Source organism: Pedobacter sp. BMA, assembly GCF_001027745.1.
GTDB lineage: Bacteria > Bacteroidota > Bacteroidia > Sphingobacteriales > Sphingobacteriaceae > Pedobacter.
The window spans coordinates 507,292-523,459 of sequence record NZ_LECU01000004.1 but is presented as its reverse complement, the minus strand read 5'-3'; the positions used below and the strand labels follow the sequence as shown (position 1 = coordinate 523,459).

11 protein-coding genes are annotated in these 16,168 nt (G+C 41.3%); 3 read left to right on the top strand and 8 right to left on the bottom strand.

Going from position 1 to position 16,168, the window contains the following annotated elements:
- Positions 1–316: 316 nt before the first annotated feature.
- The 6 genes from htpG to AB669_RS08490 all read right to left on the bottom strand — a co-directional run bounded on the left by htpG (position 317) and on the right by AB669_RS08490 (position 9,263).
- Positions 317–2,203 carry a molecular chaperone HtpG gene (htpG, locus tag AB669_RS08515; RefSeq protein ID WP_197082377.1) on the bottom strand — a complete coding sequence of 629 codons (1,887 nt, stop codon included), beginning with the start codon at positions 2,201–2,203 and terminating at the stop codon, positions 317–319.
- Positions 2,204–2,362: 159 nt separating this feature from the next.
- Entirely contained in the window at positions 2,363–2,752 is a 390-nt protein-coding gene (locus AB669_RS08510) for a PleD family two-component system response regulator (protein ID WP_047798845.1), read from the bottom strand.
- A 108-nt stretch (positions 2,753–2,860) separates the two neighbouring features.
- Complete coding sequence (locus AB669_RS08505; protein WP_047798844.1) at positions 2,861–3,724, bottom strand: N-acetylglucosamine kinase; 864 nt, start codon at positions 3,722–3,724, stop codon at positions 2,861–2,863.
- A gap of 16 nt (positions 3,725–3,740) precedes the next feature.
- Positions 3,741–5,063 carry a TolC family protein gene (locus tag AB669_RS08500; protein WP_231582649.1) on the bottom strand — a complete coding sequence of 441 codons (1,323 nt, stop codon included), beginning with the start codon at positions 5,061–5,063 and terminating at the stop codon, positions 3,741–3,743.
- Positions 5,053–8,163, bottom strand: a complete 3,111-nt coding sequence (locus tag AB669_RS08495) for an efflux RND transporter permease subunit (RefSeq protein ID WP_047798843.1) — start codon at positions 8,161–8,163, stop codon at positions 5,053–5,055. Before AB669_RS08495 ends, AB669_RS08500 begins: the two co-directional genes overlap by 11 nt.
- A 2-nt stretch (positions 8,164–8,165) precedes the next feature.
- On the bottom strand, positions 8,166–9,263 hold the full coding sequence (locus AB669_RS08490; RefSeq protein ID WP_047798842.1) for an efflux RND transporter periplasmic adaptor subunit: 1,098 nt from the start codon (positions 9,261–9,263) through the stop codon (positions 8,166–8,168).
- Between the two features lie 287 nt (positions 9,264–9,550).
- Between AB669_RS08490 and AB669_RS08485 the strand changes: the two genes are divergently transcribed.
- Entirely contained in the window at positions 9,551–11,332 is a 1,782-nt protein-coding gene (locus tag AB669_RS08485; RefSeq protein ID WP_231582648.1) for a M61 family metallopeptidase, read from the top strand.
- A gap of 222 nt (positions 11,333–11,554) precedes the next feature.
- On the opposite strand, the gene AB669_RS22120 is transcribed toward AB669_RS08485, so the two are convergent.
- Together AB669_RS22120 and AB669_RS08480 are read right to left on the bottom strand one after the other, a co-directional pair.
- Positions 11,555–11,764 carry a hypothetical protein gene (locus tag AB669_RS22120; protein ID WP_156166705.1) on the bottom strand — a complete coding sequence of 70 codons (210 nt, stop codon included), beginning with the start codon at positions 11,762–11,764 and terminating at the stop codon, positions 11,555–11,557.
- A gap of 121 nt (positions 11,765–11,885) precedes the next feature.
- Positions 11,886–12,350 (bottom strand): hypothetical protein, encoded by a 465-nt coding sequence (locus AB669_RS08480; protein ID WP_047798840.1) that lies wholly within the window; start codon positions 12,348–12,350, stop codon positions 11,886–11,888.
- Between the two features lie 254 nt (positions 12,351–12,604).
- Between AB669_RS08480 and AB669_RS08475 the strand changes: the two genes are divergently transcribed.
- Together AB669_RS08475 and ggt are read left to right on the top strand one after the other, a co-directional pair.
- The gene (locus AB669_RS08475; protein WP_047798839.1) at positions 12,605–14,380 is read left to right on the top strand and encodes a long-chain fatty acid--CoA ligase; all 1,776 of its coding nucleotides are present in this window, start codon (positions 12,605–12,607) and stop codon (positions 14,378–14,380) included.
- Positions 14,352–16,073, top strand: coding sequence for a gamma-glutamyltransferase (ggt, locus tag AB669_RS08470; RefSeq protein WP_047798838.1), 1,722 nt, complete (start codon positions 14,352–14,354; stop codon positions 16,071–16,073). Before AB669_RS08475 ends, ggt begins: the two co-directional genes overlap by 29 nt.
- Positions 16,074–16,168: the final 95 nt, after the last annotated feature.

The following is a 16,168-nucleotide window of genomic DNA, read 5'->3' as shown; positions in this document are numbered from 1 at the left end:
ACCATCTCAGGTTTCTGAGTCTGCGCTACACATTTCCTTTTCTATCAACACCTAAGGCACCTTAGCTTACCTGAGTTAGGGAATAGTAATTAATATTATGAAACTTAAGTGTTCGTTGTTTAAGGTGGTGAATATGCTGCGAGGTTTCCTTTTCTATCAACACCTAAGGCACCTTAGCTTACCTGAGTTAAGGAATAGTAATTAATATTATGAAACTAAGTGTTCGTTGTCTAAGGTGATAAATTGATGTACTCATGCCGTAAAACAAAAAAAGAGAAGCGCTAGCTTCTCTTTCTTATGTTAAAAGTAGATTAGTTTAAATCAACTCTACGCTTCTGCTTACAAATGCTGTTAGCTCTGCACCTTTTAGCATTCCCTGAGCCAATAAAGCTAAATCAACAGCTTGCTTAGCCAGGTTGCTTTGTTCCTCGCCTTCAGTTTTCAAAATTTTGCTTACCAGCTTATGGTTTCCGTTAATCGCAACTTTATAACTATCTGGCATCTGACCATAGAAGCCCATACCGCCACCCATAGCAGCCATGTCTTTCATCCGGCGCATGAATTCATCCATGGTAATTGTTACCGGTAATTCGTCGGGGTTTAAGGCAACTACCTCTACCTGCATACCTGGTTTGGTAATGGCTTTTTCGAAAATAGTGGTTACTTCTTTTACCTGGTCCTCACTTAACACATGTTCATTAACTTCGTCTTTATCAATCAGCTTATCCGCAACACTAGAATCTACACGCTTAATAGTCGTTTTCTCTAGTTTTTGCTCCAGCTGATTAATGAAGTGATTGTCGATAGGAGAATCCAGCACCAGTACATCGTAATCCTTTTTATTGGCCGATTGGATGAAGGCATCTTGTTTCGAGGCATCATTAGAGTATAGGTAAACAACTGTTCCATTCTTGTCGGTTTGCAACGGTGCTACTTTCTCTTTGTATTCATTTAAAGTAAACAGCTCACTTTTGGTATTTCCAACCAAAGCGAAGTCTTTAGCTTTGTCATAGAATTTCTCCTCGCTGATCATACCATACTTTACAAACAAACCTATGTCTTTCCATTTATCTTCGAAAGATTTACGGTCTTGTTTAAAAAGTTCAGAAAGCTTGTCTGCTACTTTTTTGGTGATGTAGTTATTGATTTTCTTTACATTGCTATCAGCCTGTAAGAAACTACGTGATACGTTAAGTGGAATATCTGGTGAATCAATCACTCCATGAAGTAACATCAGGAATTCCGGAACGATGTCTTTTACCTCATCGGTAATGAATACCTGGCGTGAATACAACTTGATTTTGTTGCGCTGCATTTCAAAGTCGTTTTTCAACTTAGGGAAATACAAAACACCAGTTAGGTTGAATGGATAATCTACATTCAGGTGGATCCAGAACAATGGCTCTTCGCTGAACGGATATAATTCCCGGTAGAAGCTTAAGTAATCTTCGTCTGACAAATCTGCAGGTGCCTTTGTCCAGATCGGGTTTGTAGTATTGATGATGTTATCAACTTCTACATCTTTATATTGTTTTTTTCCTTCTGAATCTTCACCATCTTCTACCGATTCGGTTTTTGTACCAAACTGGATAGGCACAGGTAAGAATTTAGCGTACTTATCCAGTATTTCCTGAAGCTTCGAGGCTTCCAGAAACTCTTCAGAATCTTTGTTTACGTGTAGGATGATATCAGTTCCGCGGGTGGTTCTGTTACCTTCTGTAATTTCAAATTCAGTGCTTCCATCACAAACCCAACGGGCAGGTTCAGAACCTTCCTGGAAAGATAGTGTTTGAATCTCTACCAGATCTGCAACCATGAATGCTGAGTAAAAGCCTAAACCGAATTTACCAATGATTTCGTTGGCGTCTTTAGCATCTTTAAACTTTTCAACAAATTCGCTGGCGCCTGAAAATGCTACCTGGTTGATGTATTTTTTGATCTCCTCGGCAGTCATACCCAATCCATTGTCGCTGATGGTAATGGTTTTAGCGTCTTTATCAACCGCAACCTTTACGAGTGGCTGGCCAACTTCGCCATTAAACTGACCTAATGACCCAAGTCTTTTAATTTTCTGTACAGCATCAACAGCATTAGAAACCAGCTCGCGAAGAAAAATCTCGTTATCCGAGTATAAAAACTTTTTAATTATCGGGAAAATATTCTCAGTGTGAATCGAAATATTTCCTTTTTCCTGTATGCTCATATGTAAATAAATTATTTAATCTACACTTGCATATCAATGCCTGTTCCAAACAGTGTTATTTGTCAAAATGACAGAAAGCGGACGGGAAACATAAAGAGGGTGAATAAAAAAGCCAGGTAAACACTTTGGTTTCCTGGCTTTGTGATAAGTATATATGAACTAATTCAGTAAATGACTCTGGTCTTGTTCCAGTGAGAGGATTTTTGCTATTTTTTTCAAAAGCACATCCATTTGGAAAGGTTTTGAAAGGAAATCATCCTGTCCATAATTCAGTGTGGTAAAATCTTTCTGATCATATAAACCAGATATCAGCAGAATTGGGATTTTAGACGTACTTTCAATGGATTTTAATTGTTCACATAAAACACGTCCGTCAATGTGGCCCAGGGAAATGTCCAGTAAAATGAGATCTGGATTAAAGCTTTCAATGCGGTTAAATACTTCTTCACCGTCATTAAGTGCGGAAACTTTAAATCCACCAATTTCAAGTATCAATTGAATAGTTTCTAAAACTTCAATATCATCGTCCACTACTAATATTCTCTTCATATGTTCTGCGCAATTGTTCTGCTTCCAAAATTATAACAAAATGTATGTGCTTATGTTTAAAATCTTAAGAATATTTTAACAATAAGTTTATACCCCAAAAACAGGTACCTAGCTGGCTTGCTTAATAATACCTTCTTTTTCGAGAATGAAGTTAAAAAGCTCATCTATGGGCTTCTGAAGTATTTTTCCGGGCTCGATCTTGTTTTCTTTCAAAACAGCAATAAGTTCATCCTGATAATAGTAGGCAATAGAACCTACAAAATGACAAGGAACATTTTTGTATTTAGGATAGTCTTTCACATTGGTATCTACAAATTCCTGGAACCCCGTTCTCAGTATTTCCTGGATAAAAGGATGATCCTTATGATTCGCCATAAAGCGGCTGAAGCCGGCGAGGTAAATATTAGGGAAAGACTTCTGGTACACATTAGTAATAATCTGCTCTTTATCTGCAGGGAATGCTTTTTTAAATTGAGCAGCCAGCAAAGCGGGCATTTTATTATATAAATAAGCCAATAATACCTTCTTACCGAAGAAAGTTCCTGATCCTTCATCTCCCAACACATAACCTAAGCCATGGTGCCCGTCGTGAATCTTCTTTCCATCAAAATAGCAGATGTTTGAGCCTGTGCCCAGGATGCAATTTAAACCTTCACTGCTGCCACAGGTAGCATATACAGATCCGAGTAAATCATGGTCTACCGAGATGAATGATTTGGTAAATACAGCCGAAAGTCCGTTTGAAACTACTTCATGTTTATCGGGAGATGAACAGCCTGCCCCAAAAAAGTAAATTTCCTTCACCTGATCGGCGTATTGAACAACAGTTTCATTTTTCAAAATCAGCTTGCTGATGTCTTGCTCATTTAAAAAATAAGGATTTATTCCAGGGGTATTGAACTTAATGGTCTCACCATCAAGATAGCCCATCCAATCGGTTTTTGATGAGCCACTATCTGCAACAAGTATCATGCACTAAATATAGAGATTAATTGGATAAATCTATATTTCCACTGATTTCTTTCAATGTAGTTTCCGCAATTTTTGCCTGGTACTGCATTTCGATGAACCGGTTTTGCGCATCAATGGCATTGCGTTGTGCCTCTCTCAATTCCAGCGGAGCAATACTTCCCAGCCTGTATTTGGCCAGGGTAATGTCGAGATTCTCTTTTGCATTATCTACGTTACGCTGCTCCAGCTTAATTAAATCGAGATAGGTACTGTAATTCTGATAGGCTGTAAGCAGTTGTGCATTCACATCAAGCTTTGTTTTATTCAGGTTTAAACCCGCCGTTTCTATTTCAATTTTTGCATTTCTTTCCTGTTGCCTTTGCAAAAAACCGTTAAAAAGATTCAGGCTGGCGGTAACACCGTAGGTAAATCCATTCGCTGCGAATTTCTGGTTAAAGCCGGTAGGGGTGGTACTGTTAGACCGGCTATAACCCGAATTAAGGCTGATTGCGGGATATCTCGCCCCCCTGATTGATTTTAGATTTAATGCCGCGATGCGCTGATTGATGAAAGCGTACTGCACATTGGGATTTTGCTTTTCTGCCAGCTCGGCCTGGCTGGTGAATAAAATTCTTTTATCTACTTCTATGCTGTTGGTAACTGCAAAATTGGTGCTGATGTCTCTCACCATAATTTGATTCAGACGGACTTTTGCAACCTGTAAAGCATTTTTAACCTGAAGATAGTTTGAGGTATCGGTGTTGTAATCAACCTGGGCTGTTAATACATCTAATTTTGAACCTCTGCCCAGCTGAAGTTTCGTTTTAGCAATGTTAGTGCGCAATACTGAAACATCCATTGCACTATCGGCAGCAATTAACAGCTGCTGTTGCCTTACAATATCGTAGTAGGCGGTAACCACATCGGCAACCGTTGTTAATATGGCTAACCGTGAAGTAGCCTCACCCTGCTTTTGTAACTCCTTCAAGCGGTCGTAATTCGCAAACATGCTAAAGCCATCAAATACAGTCCAGTTTAAATCGGCCCCCAGATCGTTATTGGTACTCCTCGCCCCGGTAATGACCCTTTCTGCACCAGTTGCCGGCGACTGTCGCGTATTTTGAATACTTCCTCCGTTTGAATATGTTCCGGTCAAGGTTGGCAACATCCCGGCATTGCCGATATTAGCATTATTCTTAGCTATCAAAACTTCATTTTTGCTTATTTTGATATCGTAGTTATTTTGCAGCGCGATACTAATTGCGTCATGCAGGCTAAGTTTCTCTTGAGCAAAACCCGAAAGGGATAAGCTTAAAATGAAAAGAAACATGCTTAATCTTTTACCCATCTTATTCTTCATTGTGTAAAGCCTCCTGTTCAAAGCGGTGCGCATCTTTCAACTGTTTGTTAGGTTTGTAAGGTTTTGCCCAGTAAGAGTAAATGGCAGGAATGACAAATAAAGTTAGTACGAGGGAAAACATGGTTCCACCCACAATCACAGTTCCCATACTCATTCTGCTTTTTGCGGCTGCGCCTAGCGCAAGTGCGATGGGTAGCGCGCCAATGGCAATCGCCAAACTGGTCATCAATATCGGCCGCAAACGTGAAACAGCTGCTTCCCTAATGGCTTCAGGGATGGGAATTCCTTTCTCCTTAAGCTGGTTGGCAAATTCAACAATTAAAATCCCGTTTTTAGTTACCAGACCAATTAACATAATGGTACCAATCTGGCTGAAGATATTCCAGCTTTGACCACATAACCATAAAGATAAAAAGGCACCGGCTACAGCCATCGGCACAGTTAAAATGATGATGATCGGATCTTTAAAGCTTTCAAATTGCGCTGATAAAATCAGGTAAACCAATAGTAGTGCCAAGCCAAATGCAAACACTGTATTCGAAGAGCTTTCTTTAAAATCCCTTGATTCCCCGCTTAGATCGGTTGAGAAAGTTTCATCCAATACTTTTTTAGAAATGGCATCCATGGCATCAATCCCCTCACCGATACTTTTTCCTGGTGCCAGGCCTGCCGAAACCGTTGCAGCAATGAAACGGTTGTTCCGGTATAACTGAGGAGGACTGCTTTCTTCTTTTGCAGTAACCAGATTGTCGAGCTGAATCAGCTCCCCTTTATCATTACGCACATAAACAGAACTTAAATCAAGCGGATCTTTTCTATCGGTTCGGTCGAACTGACCAATTACCTGATATTGTTTTCCGTTCATGAAAAAATACGAAAACCGCTGTCCGCTCAGGCCAAGATTTAAAGTCTGCGCAATATCAGCTATCGATACACCCAGATTTTTTGCTTTATCCCGGTTGATGGTCAGGTTAATTTCAGGTTTGTTAAATTTCAGGTTTACATCCGATACGGTGAAGGTAGGATCTTTCGCTACCTCGTCCATAAACAGAGGAACCTTCTCCCTTAGTTTTTCGAAGTTCTGCGCCTGAATGATATAACTTATCGGCAAACCACCGCGCCTGCCTACTGAGATTGTAGGTTGCTGATTTACGATTACTTTTCCTTCGGTATATTTTTTTGTGGCTTTGGTAAGCATATCAGCAATATCCTTCTGCGTGCGTTCCCTGTCTTCCGGATTAATTAATCCCATTCTTACGAAACCGGAGTTGGTAGAGCCTGCGCCACCAAAACCAGGGGAGGTAATCGTGATATTCACATTTTTCTCAGGAACGGAATCGATCACCAGCTGGTTCAGTTTCATGATAAACTGATCCGTTGATGTGAAAGAAGCACCCTCTGGCAATGTCGCATTAATGTTAATGGCACTCCTGTCATCATAAGGAGCGGTTTCCTTTGGTAATATTTTCCAGAACAGGAATATCAGTCCTACACAAATCACAATGATGGGAATGGAAAGCCATCTTTTGTCTAAAAACTTATTGAGGTTGGATTCGTAAGCATCGTTCAGTTTTACGAAATAAGGTTCAGTCCAGTTGTAAAACCTGGAAGGCTTATGTCCGCCTGGTTTCATTAAATAGGCATTGAGCATAGGGGTTAAGGTGAGCGACACAAACGCAGAAATTAATACCGCTGCACCGATTACAATCCCAAATTCCCTGAATAAACGGCCAACAAATCCCTGAAGGAAAATTACGGGAAGGAATACTGCGGCCAGGGTAATGGATATGGAAATTACCGCGAAGAAAATCTCATTTGAACCTTTAATTGCGGCCTCAAAGGGCGACATACCTTCTTCAACTTTCTTAAATATATTTTCAGTAACCACGATACCATCATCTACTACCAGTCCGGTAGCCAGTACGATGGCCAGCAGGCTGAGTACGTTAATGGAAAAACCAAAAGCATACATGATAAAAAATGTAAATACCAATGACACCGGGATATCAATTAAAGGCCGGAATGCAATGGCCCAATCCCTGAAAAACAGGTAAATGATCAGAATTACCAGTACCAGTGATAAACCAATGGTTTCGGCTACCTCTGTAACCGATCGTTTAATAAATAAGGTATTATCTAAAGAAACATTTAGTTTAATGTCTTTAGGCATATCAGCCTTCAGCTTGTCAAAACGTTTGTAAAACTCTTTGCTGATGTCGAGGTAATTAGCTCCAGGTTGAGGAATAATGGCTACAGCAACCATGGGGCGGCCCGACTCCCTCAAAATTGTTTCTTCGTTCTCAGATCCCAGAACTGCATAGCCAACATCTTTCAGCTGTACCACCTGGTTGCTGTCGGATTTTAGAATCAGGTTATTAAATTCATCCTCATTGGTTAGTTTTCCCAGGGTTTTAACCGTTAGCTCAGTAGTTTGGCCAGTGATTTTACCAGATGGAAGTTCAACGTTTTCATTATCCAGTGCGGTAACAATATCCTGTGAAGTTAAACCGTAAGCACTTAGCTTATTGGGGTCCATCCAGATCCGCATCGAATATTTTCGCTGGCCCTGAATCTGTACACTACTCACCCCGGGGATAGTCTGGATCCGGTCGGCGATCACATTTTCAGCAAAATCACTCAGCTCAAGCGTATTTCTTTTATCGCTTTGGATGGTCATGGAAACGATAGGGTCGGAGTTTGCATCCGCTTTACTTACTGTCGGCAAGCCATCAATGTCTTTTGGAAGTGTTCTGGCGGCCTGCGAAACTTTATCTCTTACGTCGTTCGCAGCCTCCTCAATATTTTTATCCAGATTAAATTCGATTGTAATGTTGCTGGTACCCTGGTTACTGGATGAGGATATATTCCGGATTCCATCAATAGAATTGATTGATTTTTCCAGTGGTTCGGTAATCTGCGATTCGATAATGTCGGCATTTGCACCCGGATAGGATGTTCTTACGGAAACTACTGTCGGATCGATAGACGGATATTCGCGAACACCAAGAAAGGTATAACCGATAATCCCGAAAAGGACAATCAGCAGGTTCATTACAATCGCTAGAACCGGTCTTTTAATACTGGTGGTGGAAATACTCATCTTTAATTTTTAACTAAATTAACTTTTACCGGAGCATCCTTTTTTAAAGCCATAGAACCCGTGGTTAAAACGGTGTCGCCAACTTTTAATCCCGATGTGATTACGATATTTTCGTCAGTACGTGTTCCGGCTTCCACCTTTGCCTCCTGAGCTTTTCCATTCTTTTGAATATACACAATCTTGCCTTTTAACACAGGAATAATGGCCTGATTAGGAATTAAAATGGCATTCGGTAAAGTATTCAGCGCTAGTTTTATTTTGGCAAATGCACCAGGAAGAAGCTTATTGTCGGCATTGGGCGCCAGTGCTCTGATTTGTAAAGTTCTCGTTGCTGCATTAATTCCCGGTTCGATAGCATAAACCTTTCCGGTATTCTGTGCAGAGACACCATCGGTAGTAAAATTAATTGATGAACCCATTTTAATCTGACCAGCATATTTTTCCGGAACAGAGAAAGTAATCTTGATGGGGTTTGTACTTACCAGATTGGCAATTACTGTTGCAGGGGTTAAATATGTACCTGCAGAAATACTCCTTAAGCCAATTCTTCCTGAAAAGGGTGCCCTGATGGTTGTTTTCGCCAGCTGTGCCCTGATGAGCTGGGATTGCGCCTGAAGCGACTTGAGGTCGGCAAGTGAGGTATCATATTCTTCCTGACTTATCGCTCCTTTTTCCAAAAGTTGTTTTGCCCTGTTTTCATTTGTGCCTGATAGCTTCTGTTTAGTCAATGCTTCCTGAAGTTGCGCCTGGATGTCTCGATCGTTCACTTTTACCAGAACACTGCCTTTGGATACATTTGTTCCCTCAGTGAAAAAGATTCCGGTAACCAAACCTGAAACTTCGCTTTTTAATACCACAGATTCGTTGGCTTCGATCACGCCGGTTACTTCCAGGTCGGTGTCGAAAGAAGTAGTTTTTACCACCATTCCATCTACCACCATGGGTGCAGGACCACTTCCTTTTCCTTTATCGGCACCCTTACCTTGTCCGGATGAAGCAGCGCCCTTGCCTTCTAATTTTTTGTTCGCGTTAATTCTGTAGTATACTAAATAGGCGAGGCCTAAAGCCAAAACAGTATAAATGATATACCTTTTCTTCATGTTTATATTTGAGTTCTGCTTATCTGTGCATTAAAACTAAATTAACGCTACAGAATAGAGTGTAAAAATATCCAAATAGTTTAGTCCAAAATTTGTTGTATTTAAGATGTTACCATACGGGATGGTACATGAAGCTGCGTTGGGCCCTGAGCGAAACAACTATTTTACACCATAAGTATTAATTTTATGCTAAATCATCTTCAATAAATCTAAATTTGTGGCAAAGCACATTCAATATGTTTAATAAAAAATCAGTTTTAAGTTTAGTTTTACTACTAACGTGTATTATGGGAGCACAAGCACAGGTGAAAATTGGCTTCGAGGTTTCATTTAAGGAGCCGCAAGCGCATTACGCAGAAGTTCAGATGAATATTTCGGGCCTGGCCAAAGATTACGTTGATGTTAAGATGCCGGTTTGGACTCCCGGATCGTATTTAGTGCGTGAATTTGAGAAAAGTGTTGAAGAATTCAAGGCTACTGCCGGCGGAAAAATTGCCAGAGTAGAAAAAGTAAGGAAAAATACCTGGAGGATTTTCTCAGCAAAGGCATCAAATATTCAGATCAATTACCGGGTTTATGCATTCGAAATTTCAGTGCGTACCGCTTTTATTGATGAATCGCATGCCTTCTTATCGCCAACAGGTATTTTTATGCATCCTGACGGGATGATCAAATCACCCAGTACGGTTAAGATTATACCATTTAGTACCTGGAGTAAGGTTTCTACAGGTTTAGAGCCTGTTTCAGGTCAGGCTTTCACCTATAAAGCATCAGACTTTGATATTTTATACGATAGCCCTATAGAAGTTGGCAATCAGGATGTATTTGAGTTTACTGCTGCGGGTGTCCGTCATGAAGTGGCCATGTATGGTGGTGGAAATTACGATAAGGAAAAGCTAAAAGTAGATATGGCTAAAATTGTCGAAAAGCCCACTGCAGTATATGGTGAAAACCCAAATAAGCATTACGTTTTTATCGTGCATAACTTTCAACGTGGCGGGGGCGGTTTGGAGCATTTAAACTCTACAACCCTTGGCGCTTCCAGAAATGCCTATTCAACTGAAGCAGGTTACAAAGGCTTTTTGGCATTGGTAGCTCACGAATATCATCACCTGTGGAATGTAAAGCGCCTGCGTCCGGTAGCTTTGGGCCCTTTTGATTATGATAATGAGAATTACACAACCAATCTTTGGGTAGCGGAGGGTTTCACTTCTTACTATGAGAATAAATATATGCATAGGGCTGGTTTTAATGATGAAGCGACATTTGTAACTGATTTGGCGGGTGCAATAGGCACCGTGTTAAATACACCGGGTGCAAAATACCAGTCGGCTGCATCTTCCAGTTATGATGCGTGGATTATCGGCTATCGTCCGAATGAGAATTCAAAAAACAATTCTATCTCTTATTACAATAAAGGGGAGGTGATCGGGATTTTAATGGACCTGGAAATTATCAACGCTACCAAGGGTGCAAAAAGTCTGGATGATGTGATGAAGGCGATGTACTGGCAATGTAAAACCCTTAAACGTGGCTACACCGATGCTGAATTTAAAGCAATGGTTGAAAAGGTTTCAGGCATCAGTTTTACCAGTTTCTGGGCCAAGTATGTAAACGGTGTTGACGATGCTGAATATGTAAAATACTTTGGTTACGCCGGAGTAGATGTGACTACGGAAAATGCCACTCCAGGCAAACCCGTTACCGGAGCTGCGGGTCAGTTGAACAACAATGGCGCAATCACTGTAACGTCAATTACCCGGAATTCTGCGGCATGGGTTGCAGGCTTAAATGTGAACGATGAAATTGTGTCGGTAGATGACATAACGATAAGCGATGCACTTTCGACTGTAAAACTGAAAAGTCCGATGCTCTCTTTAGAAACCTTACCATTGGTTGGAAAGAAAAACATCGGCGACGTACTAAAGCTTAAAATTAAACGCGATGGTTTAGATAAAGAGATTTCGTTAAACCTGAAAGAAAATCCAAGTGTACGATTGAAAGCCACTATTAATCCCAATGCGACGCCAGCACAGAAAGCTGTTTTTGCAAAGTGGCTGGGGAAATAGGTATTCCATAAACAATAAATTCAAAACCGTCAGTTTACCTGGCGGTTTTTTTGTTTAACCTTCTGAATTGATCCAATTGAAGGAAACTGGATAAGATCAGAGGTGGGTTAGCACTATCGTGTGTTATCCGGCTAATTATTTAGTTTTACACCAGACAACTCCGGGACAACATTTAGGCAAGTTCGCCTAAACTTCGGGTAGGGTTCGTCTTTTGCTTTGGTCTCACCCGATGGCTGGCAGAACATTTCCCGAACTTGTCCAGAACTTTTCTGCATGTTGTCTGGGAGAATTCCCGAGGGCTTCCCGACCACTTCCCGACCGCTTCCCGAACACTTCCCGAAGCTCAGTCGAGCGTTTCCCGAACAAACAAGGGGTTTTCCCGAACACTTCCCGAAGAGCTCCCGAACAACGGCTCAACGAAACAAATTTCATATGGATTTGTTAGTTTCAGCCAATATCGGCTTTTATAATGCTTGCAAGGGCATTCCTAACCCTCAGAACAAAAAAAAACCGCTGCCTGGAAGGCAACGGTTCTAAAATATATTACTATTTCCTAAAAAGTATATCTGAAACCTAAGCCAAATCTTCCAGCATTAAAATCGCTGTCATTATCGCCAATATAAAGTCTTGGTCTCCAGTCAAGGGCTAACGCCAAAGGCGCTCCTGAAAATTTATAATCTAGACCTACCATTGGTACAAGATAGAAACTTGATCCTCCATCATATAGTTGAATTGATGGACCACCACCTAAATACCAGTCTAATCCTTTTGCTCCCGGAATAGCCGAATTGTATTGTAAGAACCCTTGAATAATGGTTGAGTTTCCACCGAACAATACATCACCCTGAATGGCTGCTTTCGGACTGAAGTGGTGTCTGATTGAAGGACCTACCAATGTAGCGCCATCGCCAAAGTCAATTCCTAATCCTAGCCCAGTTTTGTAATTCTGCGCTTTAACTGTTGTAGCTGTTAATGCAAATAACGCGATGCATCCAAAAATTGTAAATAACTTTTTCATAATTTAAATGTTTTTGTAAATATCATCAGCCTAACAACTTTAATGCCGTTTCTGTTTTTTGGGTAAAAAGTTAATGAGATGAAAAAACAATGCTTGCATAGTAATTTTGTTATTGGTAAGTTTATTGCTGTAACTAAAAGACCTGCAAAAATTTTGGGGTTGGTTACCCTTACATCATTTTTAAATTAAAAAACATCAGGATCAGTACATCTTAATGTTGGATTTTTTAACTTAACCAAATATTATATCATCATATGGCGGCAGAAATTACAAGGGTTTTCGATTTATTGAAACACAACCTGGAAAAACCGAAGCAAGCGTTTATTAACGGAAAAATTAATGGCAAATGGGTTAACTACAGTACAGCTGATTTTTGTGCGAGTGTAGATAATTTAAGTCGCGGATTAATAAATGCCGGAATAGGCAAGGGCGGCCGTGTGGCAGTGATGTCGCATAACCGGCCGGAGTGGAATATTGCAGATTTCGCTGCCAATCAGATTGGTGCCTATCAGATCCCGCTATATCCTACACTCGCTGAACATGATATCCAGTTTATACTCAAAGATGCTGAAATCGCCATCATCTTTGTCGCTGATGAGGATTTATATAAAAAGATTAAACCTTGTGTAGATGAAGTAAACCCGGCTATCAAAATTTACAGTTTTAATACCATAGAAAATGTAGATTGCTGGACGATACTTACCGAGAACGGAAAGCAAAGTAAAGATATCAATCTTGACGATCACCGGGCGAAGGTTACGCCGGAGGACATTTTAACAATCATTTATACCTCAGGCACTACAGGTACACCGAAAGGCGTAATGCTTACCCATCATAACCTGGTGGCTAACTTTATAAATTCTGCCGTGGTTATGCCCGAGGGTGTGAATAAAGGTTTAAGCTTCCTGCCGCTGTCGCATATTTTTGAACGCATGATTATTTATCTATACCTGTTTAACAGGATGGAGATTTACTATGCCGAAAGCATGGAAACTATCGTAGCCGATATACAACATGTGAAACCAAATGCATTTTCGACGGTCCCCCGGCTGCTGGAAAAAGTCTATGATAAGATAATGGAGAAAGGTAAGGCGCTTACCGGGATTAAAAAGGGTATCTTCTTCTGGTCGCTGGCCCTTGCAGAGAAATTTACGACTGATGCCGGTGCCTGGTATAACCTGAAGCTTGGAATTGCCAGGAAACTGGTCTTCAAGAAATGGCAGGAGGCCCTCGGTGGAGAAATTGTGGTGATTGTTTCTGGTGGTGCCGCTTTAAACCCGCGCCTGGCCAGAATTTTCTGGGCGGCCGGTATGCCCGTTTTTGAAGGTTACGGTTTGACTGAAACCTCGCCGGTGATTACGGTAAATCATTTTGGCGGAACCATGTTTGGTACCGTAGGTGAGGTGATTAAAGGAGTAGAGGTGAAGATTGCAACTGATGGTGAGGTATTGACACGAGGTCATCAGGTGATGAAAGGTTACTATAACCGGCCTGACCTCACTAAAGAAGCCGTAGATGCGGATGGCTGGTTTCATACAGGTGATATTGGTGAGTTGATTGACGGCCGCTTCCTGAAGATAACCGACCGCAAGAAAGAGATGTTTAAAACGGCGGGAGGTAAGTATGTGGCGCCGCAAATGCTGGAGAACAAATATAAGGAATCTATATTCATTGAGCAGATCATGGTTTTGGGTGAAAACCGGAAATTTCCATCAGCGCTGATTGTGCCGAATTTTGAAACACTGAAAACCTGGGCCGGGCGAAAGGGAATTAGTTTTACCAGCAATGAAGAGATAATTAAAGATGCGCAGGTGCAGGCGAAATATAATGAGGTAATAGAGGCGGCGAATGTAGATTTCGGTAAATGGGAACAGGTAAAAAGATTTGCCTTATTGCCTAAAGAGTGGAGTATTGACGACGGGGAGTTAACGCCTAAACTAAGTTTGAAACGAAAAATTATAACGGAGAAAAATAACGATATCATAGAAAAAATATATAAAGATGCAGAAAACTATAAAGCCCCTAACTGATTTTAAAATTACCTCGATACTGATTGCGATAACTATTGTTTTTGCTGCTTGTGCCGGCGGACAGCTTGGTAAGAATAATAGCGGAGAATATAAAAACGGAATGGTCGTTTCGGCCCATCCGGAAGCATCGGAAGTTGGGGTGGAAATTTTAAAAAAAGGAGGGAATGCGGTTGACGCAGCGGTAGCTGTTCAGTTTGCATTGGCTGTAGTGTATCCCAATGCCGGAAATATAGGAGGCGGCGGATTTATGGTTTTCCGCTCGGCATCTGGCGAAATTAATGCCCTGGATTTTAGGGAAAAAGCTGCTGCGGGCGCCAGCAGGGATATGTATCTGGATGCGTCTGGCAACCCGATTGTGGCGAAGAGTTTATATGGACATTTAGCCGCGGGGGTACCCGGATCGGTTGATGGCATGGTTGAGGCCCATCAGAAATATGGTAAACTGACATGGGCACAGGTATTGCAACCTGCAATTGAGCTTGCTCAAAACGGATTTAAAATCACTAAACGTCAGGCTACTGAATTAAACGGACTACATCGAAAGTTCATGGATTTTAACCCCAACGGTACGGCCTTTGTTAACCTGGAAAGTACCTGGAAAGAAAATGACTTACTGATTCAAAAAGAACTGGCCAATACCTTAAAGCTCATTCAGGAAAAAGGCAGGGCAGGATTTTATGAAGGTGCAGTAGCCGATTCGCTGGTTGCAGAAATGCAGCGCGGAAAAGGTTTGATTACCAGAGAAGATTTGAAGAATTATCACTCCGCCTGGAAAAAGCCCATTACAGGAAACTACAGAGGTTATAAAATCATTACCATGCCACCAACATCAAGTGGTGGTATTGCGCTGGTTCAGCTCCTTCAATCGGTAGAGCCCTATCCTTTGAAAAGATGGGGACATAATGCCGATTCTACGGTTCAGGTGATTGTGGAAGCTGAGCGGAGGGTATATGCCGACCGGGCAACGCATTTAGGGGATCCTGATTTTTATACGGTTCCACAATCAGGTTTGCTGGATGCTGCTTACAATAAAGGCCGGATGGCAAATTTTAACTGGAATGCAGCTACACCAAGCAGCATGATTTTGGCGGGAGAGGTTAAAGGCAAGGAACACGAAGAAACTACTCACTTTTCTATCGTTGATCATGATGGCAATGCCGTTTCAATTACTACCACACTGAACGGTTCTTATGGATCGCTTGTAGCGGTTAAGGGTGCCGGATTTTTACTGAACAATGAAATGGACGACTTTTCAGTGAAACCGGGTGCACCAAATATGTATGGTTTGGTTGGAGGAGAAGCCAATGCCATTGCGCCAAATAAAAGAATGTTAAGTTCAATGACGCCTACGATTATAGAGAAAGATGGAAAGCTTTTCATGGTTGTGGGTACGCCAGGTGGATCTACCATCATTACTTCCGTTTTCCAAACCATTATCAACGTAATTGATTTTGATATGGGGATGCAACCTGCTGTGGCAGCCAAAAAATTTCATCATCAATGGCTCCCGGATGAGGTGTATGTTGAAAAAGATGCAATCGACAGCGTCGCCGTTGAGAAGTTGAAGGCAAAAGGCTACAAAATCGTTCCTCGTGGAGCTATTGGAAGGGTAGATGCCATTCTAAAAACCAAGTGGGGTTATTATCAGGGTGGTGCTGATCCAAGGGGAGACGATAAAGCAGTTGGTTATTAGTTTTCGTTGGACAAATAAAAGCTTTCCACCGCTGTGGAAAAACTATTGATGGCCGAAAATATTTTTGGTATAACAATTGTATATTGTCGGTGACG